The sequence below is a fragment of the Mucilaginibacter rubeus genome, assembly GCF_003286415.2.
GTDB classification, from domain to species: domain Bacteria; phylum Bacteroidota; class Bacteroidia; order Sphingobacteriales; family Sphingobacteriaceae; genus Mucilaginibacter; species Mucilaginibacter rubeus_A.
Genome location: NZ_CP043450.1, coordinates 6,468,101 through 6,485,295 on the forward strand (window position 1 = coordinate 6,468,101; position 17,195 = coordinate 6,485,295).

General features: G+C 44.8%; 10 protein-coding genes. 2 read left to right on the forward strand and 8 right to left on the reverse strand.

The window, feature by feature from the left end; all coding sequences use genetic code 11:
• Window positions 1–13 precede the first annotated feature (13 nt).
• The 4 genes from DEO27_RS26095 to DEO27_RS26110 all read right to left on the reverse strand — a co-directional run bounded on the left by DEO27_RS26095 (window position 14) and on the right by DEO27_RS26110 (window position 7,821).
• Complete coding sequence (locus DEO27_RS26095; RefSeq protein ID WP_112574668.1) at window positions 14–1,141, reverse strand: acyltransferase family protein; 1,128 nt, start codon at window positions 1,139–1,141, stop codon at window positions 14–16.
• Window positions 1,142–1,257: 116 nt separating this feature from the next.
• Window positions 1,258–3,042: a RagB/SusD family nutrient uptake outer membrane protein gene (locus tag DEO27_RS26100; RefSeq protein ID WP_112574667.1), complete on the reverse strand. Its 1,785-nt coding sequence runs from the start codon at window positions 3,040–3,042 to the stop codon at window positions 1,258–1,260.
• A gap of 23 nt (window positions 3,043–3,065) precedes the next feature.
• Window positions 3,066–6,536 (reverse strand): TonB-dependent receptor, encoded by a 3,471-nt coding sequence (locus DEO27_RS26105; RefSeq protein ID WP_223818056.1) that lies wholly within the window; start codon window positions 6,534–6,536, stop codon window positions 3,066–3,068.
• Between the two features lie 220 nt (window positions 6,537–6,756).
• Entirely contained in the window at window positions 6,757–7,821 is a 1,065-nt protein-coding gene (locus tag DEO27_RS26110; protein WP_112574666.1) for a FecR family protein, read from the reverse strand.
• 241 nt (window positions 7,822–8,062) lie between these two features.
• Here DEO27_RS26110 and DEO27_RS26115 point away from each other — a divergent pair, with 241 nt between their 5' ends.
• Window positions 8,063–8,623, forward strand: a complete 561-nt coding sequence (locus DEO27_RS26115; protein ID WP_112574665.1) for an RNA polymerase sigma-70 factor — start codon at window positions 8,063–8,065, stop codon at window positions 8,621–8,623.
• Between the two features lie 159 nt (window positions 8,624–8,782).
• On the opposite strand, the gene DEO27_RS26120 is transcribed toward DEO27_RS26115, so the two are convergent.
• The 4 genes from DEO27_RS26120 to DEO27_RS26135 all read right to left on the reverse strand — a co-directional run bounded on the left by DEO27_RS26120 (window position 8,783) and on the right by DEO27_RS26135 (window position 16,015).
• On the reverse strand, window positions 8,783–10,939 hold the full coding sequence (locus DEO27_RS26120; protein ID WP_112574664.1) for a c-type cytochrome domain-containing protein: 2,157 nt from the start codon (window positions 10,937–10,939) through the stop codon (window positions 8,783–8,785).
• Window positions 10,940–10,962: 23 nt separating this feature from the next.
• Window positions 10,963–11,988 (reverse strand): 6-bladed beta-propeller, encoded by a 1,026-nt coding sequence (locus DEO27_RS26125; RefSeq protein WP_112574663.1) that lies wholly within the window; start codon window positions 11,986–11,988, stop codon window positions 10,963–10,965.
• A 246-nt stretch (window positions 11,989–12,234) separates the two neighbouring features.
• Window positions 12,235–13,692: a DUF1501 domain-containing protein gene (locus DEO27_RS26130; protein WP_112574662.1), complete on the reverse strand. Its 1,458-nt coding sequence runs from the start codon at window positions 13,690–13,692 to the stop codon at window positions 12,235–12,237.
• 4 nt (window positions 13,693–13,696) lie between these two features.
• Entirely contained in the window at window positions 13,697–16,015 is a 2,319-nt protein-coding gene (locus DEO27_RS26135) for a PSD1 and planctomycete cytochrome C domain-containing protein (RefSeq protein WP_112574661.1), read from the reverse strand.
• Window positions 16,016–16,349: 334 nt separating this feature from the next.
• Here DEO27_RS26135 and DEO27_RS26140 point away from each other — a divergent pair, with 334 nt between their 5' ends.
• Window positions 16,350–17,192 (forward strand): hypothetical protein, encoded by an 843-nt coding sequence (locus DEO27_RS26140; RefSeq protein ID WP_112574660.1) that lies wholly within the window; start codon window positions 16,350–16,352, stop codon window positions 17,190–17,192.
• The last annotated feature ends 3 nt before the right edge of the window (window positions 17,193–17,195 follow it).

Consider the following 17,195-nt stretch of genomic DNA (forward strand, 5'->3'; position numbering starts at 1 on the left):
TCGACATTCCGCATTACACTCTGATATAAACATTCCGCTTGTCAAGTATATAAGCAACCAGCCAACAGATCAGCATAAAGCTGATGGCAAACAGCAATGAGCCTATTGGCCCGGGCGCTATGGCCTGGTAAAAAGCCGTGTTTATCCAGTCTACGGCATTTGTGCCGCCTATCATGATCATGCTTACCGGGATCAGTAATATTTCGGAAAGCACATAGATTGGCAGCGGATTCTTACCCATGGTGGTAAAAAATTTAGCCCAGTTGCCTTTGTTCCAATTGTTGATCTCCAGGGTGTAGATCAGCGCCGATAGGATTACAAGATCAAGACCGGTTGTAACCAGTACGAATGAGCTTGTCCACAGTTTTTTGTTGATTGGGAAAACCATGTTCCAGCACAAGGCCAAAAAGATAAACAGACAGCCGGTTAACAGCAATTTGGTAGTGGTGTCATAGCCCTTCCCTTTTTGCTGGATGAATTTTCCGGCATAATAGCCAATCACTACGTTGACAATGGCAGGTAAAGTGCTCAATACGCCTTCCGGATCAAAAGGAATGCCTTCGCCATGATACAAATGATTAGGGCCGAATAAAAATTTGTCGAGATAAATGCCTGCATTGCCGGTCATGCTCAGCGGATCGGCCGGGTTGCCGTATACGAGCAGAATGATCCAATAGATCACTAAGAACAGTCCCGATAAAATAAAAACCGTTTGTTTAGACAGGAAATGTATCATGAGCGAGGCAAAGCAGTAACATAACGCGATGCGTTGTAAAACGCCCATGATGCGGGTATGTGCAATAGGTTTTAAATGAAAGCCTCCGTTTGTTGAAAAGAAAGGGAACCAATACATCAGGTAACCTATTAAAAATATGAGCAGCGTACGCCTGAAGATCTTGCTTAGTACTGCCGCGTTACCCATTTCCTGGTAACGTTTCATTGAAAAACTCATGGCATTGCCTACAGCAAACAGGAATGAAGGGAATACAAGATCGGTTGGGGTGAAACCATGCCATGCGGCATGTTCAAGCGGCGAAAAAGGGGCTGCCCCACTGCCGGGCGTATTTACAATGATCATGAAGCATAAAGTCATGCCACGAAACACATCCAGCGATAAAAACCGCGATGATGATTTGTCCATAAATGGGTTTAAAAAAGTTTATAATCAGCTTATCAAAAGCAGGGGTGTTAAGGCAAGATAATAAACTTACCGGGAAACATATAGCCCGGTAAGTTTATTTATAGCGAGGTATTTAATTAATGGTAACCCGGGTTTTGTTTCAATACCGGCGAACCACCTTTTACACTCAGGTCAATTTCTTTTTGAGGTATAGGATAATATTCGTTTTTACCTTTCAGGAATTTACCGCCCTTAACATCATTGGTAATGGTGCTTTGAAAGCTGATATAAGCGTTAAGCTCGGTATCGGCAATTCCCCAGCGTACCAGGTCGAAAAAGCGGTGACCTTCCATCGCCAGCTCAATTTTACGCTCAAAGTATATTGCCTTTAAAGCGAAATCCTTACTGGCGAAGGCGCCTCCCGGATATGGGCTTACTTTATAGTTAGCAGCAGGCTCATCAGTAAAGCCGCCGGTTGGATTTCCGTCATCTGCATATTTGTGTACAAAGCCTTCCGGATTTGCGGCGCGGTTACGTACCATGTTTACATAGCTTTCTGCTTTATCCAGGCTACCAACCTGCACCTCAACTTCGGCAGCCATCAGCAGTACATCTGCATAACGGATCAGGTTGTAGTTGATGCCCGAACCGGGGGCCCATGAAGTATTATCACCATTGGTTTCCTGCTCGGCCTGGCCATAAACGTTTTTAAGCGGCGAGTACGGGCCGCCGTAATCCTGGTCGCGGATCCAGTCCGCACCCGGGTGTAAGCCCCAGTCAAGATATGGAATACCACGGCGACCGGCAGTCCAGTCTAAGCGCGGATCGATGGTGCCGTCATCAGGGGTAAAATCTTTTGACGACGATAAGTTCATATCGGTTTTGATGGCATGGCTGTTGTAATCATCAAGGTAAGGCAAGCCGGTTGTTGGATTAGTACGGAAGTGGTTTGCCAAATCAACAGATGGCTGGTAGAAACCACAGCAGCTGAACGGACTGCTGTTGCCATAAGGGAAGTTCAGCATATCGCCGTTATTAGCTTGTGATGGTCCGTTAGGATCGGCATTGGCAGCAGCCTGCACCGCAAATACAGATTCAGCGCTGTTGTTGGTAGCCGTACGGAAGTTATCATTAAACTTAGCGTTAAGGGCATATTTTTGCCCTTTGGCAGTTACCCCCTGAGCTATCACCGCGTCAAAAATTGGCTTGGCATCGGTGTACTTGTGCTCAAAAAGATATGTTTTGGCCAAGTAAGCACCTGCTGCCCACTTGTTGGCACGGCCAGCGTCTGGCTGTGTAGTTGGCAGGTTGGCGTAGGCAAATTTAAAATCATCCTCAATCTTGGCCCAGATATCAACGCCTGAATTTGGCTGGTTGATATCAGTAGTGGTTTCATCAAGGTAAGGCACATTGTTGAACATTTTTTTCAGGTCGAAATAATAATGCGCCCTTAAAAAACGGGTTTGTGCAAGCAGGTTAGCTTTATTGGCATCAGATATTTTAGGAACGCTCATGATTGATTTGATGGTGTTATTGCAGCGCGAAACACCTTCATAATCGGCACGCCATTTACTATCAAAAAAGCCATTGCTACCATCCGAGTTGTATTTCATGATGGGCTCAATCGGAGTTTGGTCACCGGCTACACTTCCTTTAGATGCATCGCCACCTGCTACGCCGCCATAGATCCAGTTATCTGGTGCTGCTTCCCACGCGCCACCGCCGCCAACAGCGGCGTCACCGCCCTGTTGTCCGTCAAGAACAGCGTATGCTCCTATCAGTAGCTCATTGGCGCCAGCCTCTGTTTGTAAAAACTGCGGCTCAAGCGCACCCGTAAGCGGCTTCTCTAAATATGATTTTTTACATGCGCTAAGTGCTAAGGCCCCCAGCAGTATCGTTGTAATATGTTTTAATGCTTTCATCGTAATCCTTCTTGAATAATCTGTTATAATGAAAAGTTAACACCGAATAAAAATGTACGGGCGCTGCCGTAACTGCCTTCATCAATACCAAAAGTGCTGGTAGAGCCACCAAGTTCAGGGTCAACGCCCTTGTATCCGGTAATGGTAAACAAGTTGGTTGCCGAAGCATAGATCCTCAGTTTTTGTACCCCTATTTTCTTAAGGCTGTTCAGGTTAAATGAATAGCCAATCTGCGCGTTACGCATACGTACGTAAGTGCCGTTTTCAACAAAATATGAGTTTGGTGTTGAGCCGCTGCTGGTAGAGGCATCAAGCTCCTGGATAGGCGCTTTAGCATTGTGGTTGGTTGGTGTCCACGAATCATACAGCGCGGTATGGCTTTTAGCTGTTTCAAACGATGAGTAAAAGTCTGTCCAGTATTTTACGCTGTTCCAGATCTTGTTTCCGAATGAACCATACAGGAACACACTTGCATCAAAGTTTTTATAGTTAACGCTCAGGTTTAAGCCTGCAGTAACTTTAGGGTTCGGGTTACCGATAAAAGTTCGGTCGGCATCGGTGATGAGCCCGTCGCCATTGACATCTTTGTATTTAAAACGGCCAACCTTTACGTCATTCTGGTAAACGTCATCGGGGTTACCGGTAATTTTTTGCGCAGATGCGTTAGCTGCATCTATTTCGGCTTGTGAATTCCAGAAGCCATCTATCTGGTAACCATAAAACTCGCCTAATGAGTGGCCAACCTGGTTACGGCTAATAAAGTTGTCAAACCTGCCTAAGTGGCTACCATAAAAATAATCGGCACCGGTTGATACGGTTTTAATTTTGTTGCTGTAAGTGGTAAATGTACCCGTAGTAGTAAAGCTCAAGTCGCTGCTGGCTTTAAAGTTACCTGTTACCGATATGTCCAAACCATCGGTTTTCATTTTGCCCACGTTTATGAACGGTACCGCTCCGTTACCCGCTGTTCCTAACTGGGGCGCGTTAAATAACAAGTCGCGGATATCTTTACGATAATAATCGGCAGTGATAGAAAGTTTTCCGGCAAATAATGTGGCATCAAAGCCAAAGTTGGTATTGATATCTTTTTCCCATTTGGCGTTAGGATTAGCTATCTGGGCCTGGAAGAAACCAGGAACAATATCCGGTCCGCCGTTTATTGGATAGTAAGATTGGCCGATAGCGGTGTTAAATGTAGTGAAGGCGTTTTCCGGATTGATATTGATCTGGTTACCCATAATACCCCAGCCGCCCCTGATCTTCAAGTCGGTGATCCATTGGGTATTTTTCAGGAAGCTTTCCTGCGAGATACGCCAGCCTGCACTAAGCGCCGGAAAATAACCGTATTTATTGCTTTCAGAAAATTCAGAAGCGCCATCCCGGCGGATTGTTGCATTGAACAAATACTTATCATCATAAGCGTAATCAAGACGAGCAAACTCAGAGAAAAGCGAGTGAGAGCTTTTGTTGCTGTAATTGCTGCCCGGTGTACCTGTTGAAAGGTTCACATAGTTGGGATCAAACGAGAAATAGTTTTTACTGTTTGCGCCAAGGCTTGAGTTGTAGTAAGAAACAGCTTCGGTACCTACCAACGCTTTGAGACTATGTTTGCCAAATTCGCGCTGGTAAGTCAGCGTATTTGTCCACAGGTAATTGTAGTTGCTGTATGAATCTTCGCTGTAGCTGTTAGTTAACGAGTTTTCAACGTTTTCGTAGGTTGGGTACGAGAAATAATGATCGTGCCCGTTAGCAATATCGCCACCAAAACTGGTGCGTAAAGTAAGGCCCTTGATGATATCTGCTTCGGCAAAAACATTTCCCAGGATCCTGTAGTCGATAGCACCGTTAACAGCGCTACGGTTTTGTATGGCAACCGGGTTATTGGCATCGCCCAGGCCAGAACCGTAACTGCCCGCATAGTTGCCTTTTATATCGTAAACCGGAATAATAGGTTGCTCACGAATAGCCATGGTGATAACACCGTCAGGATCGTTGGTGCTTACCTTAGGGTTTTTGGTGATGGTATAAGCCAGGTTTTCACCAACGCGGATATGCTTTGTTAAATTGAAGGTTGTATTTGAACGCAGGCTGTAGCGTTTTTGATAGGTATCTATCAAAGTACCCTGCTGGTTAAAGTAATTTAAAGAGAATAAATAGCTGGCCTGATCTGTACTGCCACTGATAGACAGGTTATGACTTGTGATAGGCGCATTTTTAAAAAGGGCATGATACCAGTCGGTACCGGCTTTATTGGCTTTGGTGATGCGGTAAAAGCTGTTATAGTCGTTAGGCGATGTATAATTTGGGTTCACATAATACAATTTCGGGTCAACAGCCGGATCGCCTTCTTTTGCACCTGCCGGCGTGATGTAATCAGGCAGTGTATAAGTTGAACCGGTTCCGTCGGGATTGTACTGATCATCCTGGAAATCGGTGATGCCGGAGTTTTTCTGAGCGGTCATTTTCAGGGTCGCCATATCTTTCGGACTTAAAATATCCCAAACATTGCCGCCTTTAGGTTTTTGCGTGCCATAGTAAGCATCATACTGGATATTTACTTTGCCTTTACCTTTTTTGGTAGTGATGATGATAACACCATTGGCAGCCCTTGAACCATAAATTGAAGCGGAGCTTGCATCTTTCAACACCTGGAACGACTCAACATCATTAGGGTTAACGGTGCTCACATCGGTTGTTTCCACACCATCAACAATATACAGCGGTGTATTAATGCCGAAGGTGTTGAAACCACGAATGTGGATCTGTGGCTCTTCACCCGGCTGGCCCGAACCGGTTACGGTAACACCCGATGCCTGGCCCTGTAACTGGTTAATAACTGATGATGAAGCCTGTTTGTTAAGGTCTTTAACGTTAACTACGGCAACGGCGCCGGTAAGGTCCTTCTTTTTCTGAGTGGTATAACCAACCACAACCACCTCGTTTAATGCTTTTGATTCTTCAAGCAAGGTTATGTTGATGGTGGCTTGTCCGTTTACCGGCACGGCTTGCGCAGTGAAGCCCAGGAAACCAAACTCAAGCGTACCTTTTCCGTCGGGCATGGTAAGGGTATACTTACCATTTACATCAGTAACTGTGCCCAGGTTACTGCCCCTGAGTTTTACGCTTACGCCCGGTAAGGGTTGTCCGTTAATGTCTTTAACCACACCTGTTACGGTCAATGTCACAATCGGTTTGTCGTCGGTCGGTTTTATGATAATGATATCATCAACCACCTGGAAAGTTAAAGGCTGTTTTTGCAGCACCTTCTGCATTACGGTTTCAATAGGCGCATCCTGCACGTCCACATTTATTTTCTTATCAACGTCAACCTGGTCAAGCCTGTAAAAAACAGTGTATTTACTGCTTTTTTCAATCTGCTTAAACATTTGCTTAACAGAAACATTGTTTACACTAAAGTTGTAAACGTTTTGTGAATAAGCGGCAGCGTGTATTTGCATAATGCCCGTTAAGAGCAGAACGGTTACCAGCTTCATAATTTTGATCGTTTTTTGCCACGGGCCGGCGGCCAGAGCGGACTTTCTGTAAAAATTAATCATAAATTTGTTTGTTAATCAGTTAATACGATGCTTCCCCAAGCGTAGGGTATTAGCTTTGATTGCTTTAGGCCCGGGCGTGTTGGTAGCACATCCGGGTTTTTTATGTAAAAGAGAATGTTAGTTTTTGATCATAGTTTGCTTTTTTGTTTTAGTTAGATTAATCATTATTGTTGTTTCGTGTAATGTTTACCGTATTGCCGCTTACCGAATAATTGATGGCGGTATTGGCTTTTATAATGGCCAGCACTTTCTCAATACTCGGAATGTTTTTAAAACTGCCAGAATACCGGATACTGCTTAATTCGGCATCGGTCATGTTTATGGTTACATTGTACCTTCGCTCAAGCACTTTAGCTATGTCGCTAAGGGTAGTGCCGTCAAATACCAGCAGGTTTTCCTTCCAGCCGTCGTAGCGGTCAAGCTTTGCCGAATCAATTTCCGATACCTGGATCTCGTTAAGGTTTTTGGTATCAGGCGCTGTGTAGCTGTAGCTTTCTTTTTTAGGGTGATAATAGATCCTGAGCACCTGCCGCGGCTTTACGTAGATGCGGCTCATTTCGTGGACGTTGTTATCAATATTGCCCTCAACAGATACCTCCCCCTTTACTACCGTAGTTTCAAAAAACGGATCGGTGGCATAAGCCTTAAGGTTAAATTTGGTGCCGATGTCCCGTATGGTATAGTTTTTTGTGTTGACAATAAATGGGACCGTCTTTTTGCCCGGTGCGATATCAAAAAAGGCCTCTCCTTCAAGGTAAACGGTGCGGGTTGTTTTGCCAAAATCGGCAGTGTAGTTAAGCTTGCTGCCCGCGTTAAGCCAAACCTGTGTGCCATCGCTCAAAACAATTTTTTTAATGGCGCCAGGATTGGCGGCTATCTGCCTTACACTCTCCACATTTTTTGAATACCTGGTATATAAGGTAGCAGTAACAGCCGTTAGCAACGCAATTGCCGCAGCCGCTTTACCCCAGGTTATGAGCCTTGCATAGCGTGATGGTTGCTTCGGCTCTATATCTGCTGAAAGCTTATTAAAGGCATTGTCTTTATTTACAACCGCGGGTTGCAGGTAAAGCATGTTGTGCCAGGTTTCGTACAGTTGTGCAAAATACTGTTCGTTTTCGGGATGCGCACTTATCCATTGTTTAACCTGCTCAAGCTCCTGTACAGTTGCTTCGCCGGTTATGTATTTTACCAACAGTAGTTTTACTTCTTCGTTATCCATTTGTATTATTATCGTTAAGACAATCGAAAAAACAGATACCCTCAAAACCGTATAAAATATTTTTCAATTTTATTCGGTAAGCGGCCTAAATGCACCCCTCATATTACGCGTAACCGTTTTTTTACAGAATGTTTAGGGTTAGCTTTTTATTATTTCCATATTAAATTTGATACGGAGCGAAAATTTTTGTAACTTGTTAAAGTTTTTTAAAAAGTATTCGGATTAATTAAAGGCAGGATTAATGATCCAAGAAAACAAACTACCTATAACCTCATTTACTCAGGGTGACGCGAAAGCGTTTGAAACCCTGTTCAGGCTATATTATACCCGGTTAACTTTGTTTTCTAACCGCTTTGTAAATGATTTAACCGTTGCCGAAGAAATTACTGCCGATGTATTTACTCACCTGTGGGAACGCGGACATGAGGTTGCCTTTTGCGCATCGGTAAGTTCCTACCTTTTCAAAATGGTGCAAAACCGGAGCCTTAATTACCTCAAGCGCCAGAAAATAGAAAACCTTTACGTTAACTATCTGGAAAAAAACAACCTGTTTGATGAGTTGCGTAATACGCTTGAAAACGGACTTGAGGAAAAAGAGCTCGCCTTACAAATAGAAGCTGCTATAGCCACTCTGCCCGAAAAATGCCGCGAAATTTTTGTGCTAAGCCGTTTTAGTGATATGAAGTACAGGGAGATTGCCGTACAGTTAAATATCTCTCCAAAAACCGTTGAACGCCAGATGAGCATTGCCCTTGAAAAATTGCGCCAGGTGCTGAAGCATGTGACATACATGTTTTTTTGAGGAGAAAAAAAGTATGTCATTGCGAGGAGGTACGACGAAGCAATCGCATGCTATACAGAGCGGCTATGCTTCCGTGCGATTGCTTCGTGCCTCGCAATGACATAAAGAAGAAATCTACTGCTAAACTTCAACCAATGAAAGGAAACAGTCTGTCCCGTATCAATTCAAAAACACTTCATCCAAAAACACCCAGCCTGGCTTGCCTTTAGCCGGATGCCAGTCAGGTACGATTTTAAGTGGTTGTGCAACCAATTTTATGCAGGATACCTGTTGAGCTGATTTTAGTTTACACTCCAGCGGGATCAGCGCAAACGGATCAGTTTTGGCAGGCGTCCCGGTTTTGAGGGTACTGAGTAGCTTTAAGTGATTTTGATCTGCCCCACCCCAAACCTCAACTGCTGCGGGTAAAAATATCTGCGAACCTATATTACGCATTACATTAAGACTAACCGACTGCAGATCGATAGGTTTATTGAACCACATGATAACTGCCAGATCTTTTTGTGAGGCAACCCATTTGCCATTACCGAAATTACCGCCGCCTAATTCTTTATCAATAATTGTTTTGGCACCATCGCCTTTATATTTATTGTCCGGATATTGGATAAAGCTGATGCTATCAGGCGTGTAAGCACATTTGTAAACATTAAACTGTACCGTATCGCTACCTAACCAGCCGGCTTTAAACGCCCTCGCCCTGATCACCGTGCTTTGGGTAAATACAACGCCCGGTTTAAAGGAGATTGCTTTGATACTATCGGGTGCAGAACCATCAGTAGTATAACGGATATCGGCCCCTTTTATAGGGTTGCTAAGCTGCAAAGCGTAGCTCTGCTTAAATATGACCGAAGCATTTTTTAACTGCGGACTGGTAAGCTTCATTACTTTACCATCATCCTTAAAGCCCGTCAGCAAGCGGAGTTTCGGGTTTTGTTTTTGAAGCGATTGCAGATCGACCGGGTTTAAGCCGCTATCCCAAACAGCAAGCTCATTAAGGCTTTTTATGGCGATGAGTTGTTTTACCTCGGCTGCAGTAAGCTTAACGCCTGCCAACGAAATACTTTTGAGGTATTTTAAACCGGATAGTTCTTTTAACCCCTTCCCGGTAACATCACTGAAGTTGAGATTTAGCCTGCGCAGATTTTCAAACTTGGAGATCGTTTTTAGATCGACATCTTTTACAGGCATCTTATTCAGGTCAAGCGAAACTACCTGCTTTTTAACCGGGCTTAATTCGTCAAGCACTTTAACATTGTAGGTGCTTTTATTGTAGATATTAACCGCCAGTGCCGGTGATTCATTGGCCAACGGATACACCGCGCGGTAATTATTATTGAGCTTTTGGATGTCTTTTTCACTGGCAGCCGAGAAATCATATTCTTCTTCGGTACTTTCAGCGGGTTTTAAGCGGGCAGCGGCTATCATCCGTAAGGAATCGGCAGCTGGCAAGTCAATCACTTTTTTGCTGAAACTGGCTTTGCTTTTTATCCACAGGTAAAGCAGCATTTTTTCATCGTCGGTAAGCTGGGTTTTACCGGTTGGTGGCATGTGTTTCTTTTCGGTCTCGGGCAGGTGTACACGTTGCAGCAAGAGGCTCATGGCCGGGTCGCCGGCTATAAATAGCTTGCCATTTTTACCGCCCTTCATAATGGCCGCCGAATCGGTAAGCATTAAGCCGCCTTTCATTTTATCGGGATTATGGCAGCTCTGGCATTTTACCTCAAATATGGGGCGAATGACATCGTTATATACCAGCGCCTGATCAATAGGCACGGTATTTTTGCTGTTATCCATCACCGGCCCTAAAACAAAATCCTGCCCGTGGGTAAGGTTACCGCCAAGGTGTCCGGCAATAATCAGGCAAAAAACAGTTATTACCGCCCCGGCTTTAGCCAGCCTTACGGTATACTTTGAGGTATGACGAATAAGATATACGCCATAGCCGGCAAAAGCCACGCTTACGCCAAACCATTTATGCCATTGCAAGGTATCGCCCTCATACCCCGGCTCTCTCGAGAGGAACAGGCCCATGATCACTGTTATTGACGACAACAGCGCACCTAAAAGCAGCAGGTAGCTTGTAAAAGTTTGGTACAGTTTTTCATTAATAAACTCTTCCCGGTAACGGAAAAATTCCATCACCATAGCCAGCATCAGTATCACTATCGGAAAGTGCAGGATAAGCGGGTGCATGCGGCCAACCGGTTGCAGCCAGCGCGGCACAACCAGGCTGTCGCCTGCTATGAGTAGTACTATAACGAAAATATTGAGGGCAAACAATGCCCCCTCTGCAATACCTTTATGGCTGCTTTTCATATACGCCGGACTGTATCAGTTAATTAAACCCTTGTGAATTTATAAGGGTACACTTTACCCGATGCCCATTGCGCTACATACAAATTCTCATCATTGTCCACACATACATCATGCGGGTTCAGGAAAATCTTTTCGGCCTGGCTCATGGGTTGTAGTACGCCATCAGTATACACGGGTTCGGTACCGCCAAGGTTTGATACTACTTTATTGTTCTTATCTAAAATGGTGGTAAAGCCGGTATTTTCCTTGCTCAGGTCTGGTGAACGAAGTACGGCTGCATACAAATGATCTCCCTTAATCACCGGGCGACAAACGCATGCTCCCGGCAGTTTGATCACTTCCTGCAGTTTGCCATCCATGCTGAAGCGTTTAAAACAGTTGCGGGTACGGTCAGTGACCAGCAAAGTAGGAGTATCATAACGCCTGTCAATCACAATGCCGTGCGCATTATCCAGGTGCTCGTCACCCTCGCCTTTGCCACCGAAGAAACCTTTCAGCTTACCATCTTTATCGTAATGCGTAACGTATTGCGCACCGTAACCATCGGCAATAAAAATATCGCCATTGCTGTCGATCGTGGTTTCGGTAGGAACAAATTCTTCGGCCTTTTTGTAAACGCCGGTTTCCAGCGGTACATCAATGGTCATTAAAATACGGCCATCAAGTGTGGTTTTATAAACCTGGTGTTTTACGGTATCGGTTATGAACAATACTTCGGTGCCGTTTTCATTAAACAGGGTTAGGCCATGTGCGCCGGGAAAATCGTGACCCCAGGTAGTCAATAATTTGCCCGATTTATTGTAGATAAGTACATTGTTTTTGGTTTCATTGGTAAGCAGTAAAATGCGGCCTTTTGAATCCTGCACCATTTCGTGGCAATCGTTCACCGGGTTTTTCTGCGAATCGGCCTTGCTCCAGTTTTTATCCATGCGGTAGCGCATATTACCATGACCGTAAATTGGCCCGTTATCTTTTGCTAACATGTCTTTAGCTATAAAAAAGCCTGCTGATAAAACTGAAGTGTGCTTGATAAATTCTCTTCTTTCCATACCGTTGATTTTCTGATTGCGTTGATTTGTACCCCTAATATGTCATTGCGAGGAACGAAGCAATCGCGAACTTTACAGGGCGGATTTGCTTAGCTGTTCTGCTTTTTGGGAATTGCTTCGTACCTCGCAATGACGGTTAAATTTATATTTTGCTTATTAATTGCTGTCGCGGGATTGACGTAGCGTATCCCGCGGCAGTCATTTTTTTAAAAGCCCTCTCCCTTTAGCGGAGGGTTTGGGTGGGGCTTACGCTATGATACCCTTCACCACATTGCCCGCCACATCTGTTAGCCTGTACCTCCTGCCCTGGCTTTTAAAAGTCAGTTTTTTATGATCGATACCTAATTGATTTAGAATGGTGGCATGGAAGTCATGAACATGCACCGGATCTTTTACAATGTTATAGCCAAACTCATCTGTTTCGCCGTAAACTATACCGGGTTTGATACCGCCGCCGGCCATCCAGATGCTGAAGCAGCGCGGATGATGATCGCGGCCGTAATTGGCTTTTTCCAGTTTGCCCTGGCTGTAATTGGTGCGGCCGAACTCGCCACCCCAAATAACTAAGGTTTCATCCAACAGGCCTCTTTGTTTTAAATCGGTAACTAATGCTGCCGATGCCTGGTCTACATCTTTGGCTTGTCCGGCCATTTCCTGCGGAAGGTTACTGTGCTGGTCCCAGCCCTGATGGTAGAGCTGCACAAAGCGTACTCCGTTTTCAGATAGCTTACGGGCCAGTAGGCAGTTAGCCGCATAGGTGCCGGGAATGAGACACTCCGGCCCGTACATCTTCACAATATCATCCGACTCCTTGCTTACATCCATAATTTCGGGTACGGCGGTTTGCATGCGGTAAGCCATTTCATACTGTTGCACCTTGGTGTTTATTTCCGGGTCGCCAAACTCTTTGTAGTTCATGTCGTTAAGTTCAGCCAGTTTATCCAGCATTTTGCGGCGCTCGTGGCGGTTTAACCCTTCAGGATCATTCAGGTACAATATTGGGTCTTCGCCGCTGCTGAACTGTACGCCCTGGTGAATAGAATCTAAAAAGCCGTTGCTCCACAGTTTGGAGTAAACCCCCTGTCCGTTTCCTTTTCCCTTAGATAGCAATACCGTAAAGGCAGGTAAATTTTTATTCTCGCTGCCGAGGCCGTAGCTTACCCACGAGCCCATGCTTGGGCGGTTGCCCTGCTGCGCCCCTGTCTGAAAAAAAGTAAGCGCGGGATCATGATTGATGGCATCAGTGTTCAGCGAGCGAATGATGCAAATATCATCAGCAATTTTACCTATATGCGGAAACATGTCGCTGATCCAGGCCCGTGATTCACCGTATTGTTTAAAATCATAAAACGAACCTACCAGTGGAAATGAAGCCTGTTTGGCTGTCATACCGGTGAGAATCTGGTTGCCGCGGACAGATGCCGGTAACTCCTGTCCCATCATTTCGCGCAGTTTGGGCTTATAATCAAATGACTCTAACTGCGATGGTGCCCCATCCTGGAACAGGTAGATTACCCGTTTGGCTTTTGGCGCAAAGTTGGGTATGCCGGGGATAAAATCCGCCTCGGCTTCATCACCTTTTCCGCTAAACAGATCCGGGATGAGCAACGAACCCAATGCCACGCTGCCAATACCCAAACTAAGTCTTGAAAGGAACCTGCGCCTGTTAATGTTAAGCCTGTTTTCTAAAAAATCTTTTTCCATGAGCTCAGGTTTTTGTTATTGCTTCTTCCAGGTTATACATGGTGTCAACCACTTTCATCATGGCTGCCAGCGTTACTTTATCCAGATTGGGCGGTACCGGGTACTCGCCTACAGTCAGTAGTTTTTCAGCATCGGCCTTTTTCATGGTTTTTAACTCATCTGCATAGTATGAAGTTAAAATAGCCAGTTCTTTTTGCTGCGGATGGCGGCTCAGGATAAGCCTGAAAGCTTTTGTGATCTTTTCTGCCGATGTGCTTTTATCCTGCAACAACTTGGCTGCCAAAACCCTTGCACTTTCCAATACGGTCGGGTCGTTGAGCATAACCAAAGCCTGCAATGGCGTATTGGTGCGGAGGCGCTTTACCTCGCACTGGTCGCGGTTACTGGCGTCAAAAATACCCAATGATGCCGGTGGAACCGTACGTTTGATCAAGGTATACATCCCCCTGCGGTACAGGTTAGGGCCATGCACCTGCTTGTAATTTGCCAAAATTCCCCTGCCCGATGTGGCGTTTTCCCACAAACCGGGTGGTTGATAAGGGTTCACACTTGGCCCGCCAATGGTTGGGTTAAGCAAACCACTGCTGGCTAAAACCAAATCGCGAACAAACTCTGCAGGCAAACGACCCCGTGGGCCACGGGCTAATAAGGTATTATCAGGGTCTTCTTTCTGTTTTTCTGGTGTTACAATTGCCGATTGCCGGTAGGTGGCCGACATTACGATCTGTTTTACCAGTCGTTTGATGTTCCAGCCATGATCACGGAAATCAATAGCAAGCCAATCCAGCAGTTCGGGATGCGATGGTAAATCACCCTGCATGCCGAAATCGCCGGAGCTTTTTACAATACCCTTTCCAAAAAACTCCTGCCACATCTGGTTTACAAACACACGTGCGGTAAGCGGATTGTTTTTATTGAACAGCCACTCGGCCAAACCTAAGCGGTTTTTAGGATAGTTATTGGTAAATGGCAGTATCGACTTAGGTGTGCCGGCTTCTACCTGGTCGCCATGAGCATCATAGTTGCCTCGTTTAAGGATATAAGTTGGCCTAACCTTGTCGCTATCGGTCATGATAGATACGATGAGCTTATCCGTATCGCGCTTGTTCACGAAGGTCAGGATCTTTTTAACATCGTCGTTACTGATCTGCATCATCGGATTTTTGGCGTAGGTTTCGGGCCCGCCCACGGTTGATTGCAGGCCAACTTCTTTCACGTTGTTAAAAAAGGCATAAACCTGGTAATATTCTTTTTGCGAAAAAGGATCATATTTATGATCATGACAATGGGCGCATTCAAGCGTAACGCCCAGCATGGCCTTTCCAAATGTATTGGTGCGGTCGGTTACATAGCTTACACGGTATTCCTCATCAATTACGCCCCCCTCTTCGGTTATTTTATGATTGCGGTTAAAGCCGGTGGCCAGCAATTGCTCCTTGGTAGCGTTAGGCAATTGATCGCCGGCCAGCTGCCAGGTAATAAATTTATCGTAAGGGAGGTTTTCGTTGTAAGCATGGATCACCCAGTCGCGCCATGGCCATTGGGTGCGGTAGTTATCATCCTGGTAGCCATGCGAGTCCGCGTAGCGGGCAACATCCAGCCAGTGCAGCGCCATTTTTTCTCCGTATTGCGGGGTTGCCATTAGCTTGTCCACCATTTTTTCATAAGCGTTCGGACTTTTATCGCCTAAAAACTCATCCATTAATGCTATAGATGGCGGCAGACCGGTAAGATCAAGCGAGATACGTTTCAACAAGCGTTCTTTATCGGCTTCGGGATTAGGTTCAAGGTTAGCCCGCTCCATTTTTTGCAACACAAAATTATCGATGGCGTTTTTAGGCCATGTGGTATTTTTTACCTGTGGAACGGGGTAATTGTGCGGAGCAACAAAAGCCCAGTGTTTTTCATATTTAGCGCCCTGTTTTATCCATTTGTGAATGAGTTCAACCTCGTAAGGCGATAACCTTTTCAAGTTTGATGACGCCGGGGGCATCTGCTCGGTTGTATCTTTAGTTGAGATACGGCGATAAACCTCAGATTGCATGGGCTCGCCGGGAACGAGGGCATGCGATGATGGATTATCTTTTAAAGCTTTATAAGCGCTTTCGGCAATGTCCAGTCTTAAATCTGCTTCGCGATGAGATGCGTCGGGGCCGTGGCATTTGAAACATTTATCTGAAAGGATAGGCCGGATGTTAAAGTTGTAGCTGATGGTGTCGGGAACCTGTTCTTCGGCCACCCCGCCCGATGAATGGCAGGAGTAAAGCGTGTACAGCATGCAAATGGCTATTGTGAGCCACACATAATACAACTTCCGGTACATGGGTTTAAAATTGGTTAAGCAGATATTAAAGTTATGTAATTTGTACTACAATTTGCAAATACATATTTGTATCCCAAATCGATTTTCCGGGCTCAATATAGGATGAAAAACTTAATGTTCATACATTTTGTATAAATGTTTTTACATACTCATTAAAAAGAAACTTTATTTGAAGAAGAAACAGGAAAAAGCATATAAGCGATAAATAGAGATTTTCAGCTAACATTTAGTTGTTTTTATCGTAGAAAGTGAAAGTTCAAAGCTGTAGATTTACATCCTGTGGCTCTGAAAAGAGGTTTCATTATCGCCCCCAATAATTGGAATTTATATCTGAATGAAATTAAAATTAAGGCTTCTGCTACTATTTTTATTGATAGTAACAACCGGTTTTGGTTTTTACCTGTACCAACGTTATTCGCTTGAGAAACGGCATGTGCTTGTGCCCGAAAAAAAGCATAAGAACGATACTTTACGTGTTGGGATCATCGGCGACAGCTGGGCCACCGGCATTACCATAGATACCATTATCAGAGATGAATTTAAAAAACGCGGCATCAACACAGACGTGATAGCCTTTGGTCAGCCGGAAGCAAAAACAAAAGAGATTTACGATAACCTGTACGCCAATCCCGGTCAACCATTTTCAAGTAACGAAATACTGCACCATAACTTAGACTATTGCATTGTTTTGGCCGGCACCAGTGATGCAGAGGGCGAAATGGGCGCTAAGTTTTATGCCTATTATTGTTCGCTCATTATCAGTGATCTGGCCCGTAATAATATCGAGCCGGTTTTTGTAACCATGCCCGAGTTTGGTTTTAAAGAAGAAACGGACAGCCTTGATATTTTGAAGAAAGTACGTAATGAGCTTGCCTCACTGCTTATTGATAATGGCAGCACCCATAACCTGGATGGATACCGTAAACAGGCCAATAAAATGCTGAAAGACACCCACCTGAAGGATTCTACTATTGTTGTGCCATTTAACCTTGTATGTGATGATTACGAAAAGCATAAAATACTATACCGTAATACAGGCCACCTTTCAACTGTAGGTAAACAAAAACTGGGACGTTTGATTGTGGAATATATCCTTGATAAGGAAAAGGCATCTCAAGGCAGAGCTTTTAACGCTCATGTTGAGACTGAACTGGCAAAGCGAAATAAAAAAGCTTAATTG

Excerpts from the sequence above, each read along its gene's own strand:
- DEO27_RS26095 (WP_112574668.1), bottom strand. The coding sequence starts at position 1,141 with ATGGACAAATCATCATCGCGGTTTTTATCGCTGGATGTGTTTCGTGGC.
- DEO27_RS26100 (WP_112574667.1), bottom strand. The coding sequence starts at position 3,042 with ATGAAAGCATTAAAACATATTACAACGATACTGCTGGGGGCCTTAGCA.
- DEO27_RS26105 (WP_223818056.1), bottom strand. The coding sequence starts at position 6,536 with ATGAAGCTGGTAACCGTTCTGCTCTTAACGGGCATTATGCAAATACAC.
- DEO27_RS26110 (WP_112574666.1), bottom strand. The coding sequence starts at position 7,821 with ATGGATAACGAAGAAGTAAAACTACTGTTGGTAAAATACATAACCGGC.
- DEO27_RS26115 (WP_112574665.1), top strand. The coding sequence starts at position 8,063 with ATGATCCAAGAAAACAAACTACCTATAACCTCATTTACTCAGGGTGAC.
- DEO27_RS26120 (WP_112574664.1), bottom strand. The coding sequence starts at position 10,939 with ATGAAAAGCAGCCATAAAGGTATTGCAGAGGGGGCATTGTTTGCCCTC.
- DEO27_RS26125 (WP_112574663.1), bottom strand. The coding sequence starts at position 11,988 with ATGGAAAGAAGAGAATTTATCAAGCACACTTCAGTTTTATCAGCAGGC.
- DEO27_RS26130 (WP_112574662.1), bottom strand. The coding sequence starts at position 13,692 with ATGGAAAAAGATTTTTTAGAAAACAGGCTTAACATTAACAGGCGCAGG.
- DEO27_RS26135 (WP_112574661.1), bottom strand. The coding sequence starts at position 16,015 with ATGTACCGGAAGTTGTATTATGTGTGGCTCACAATAGCCATTTGCATG.
- DEO27_RS26140 (WP_112574660.1), top strand. The coding sequence starts at position 16,350 with ATGAAATTAAAATTAAGGCTTCTGCTACTATTTTTATTGATAGTAACA.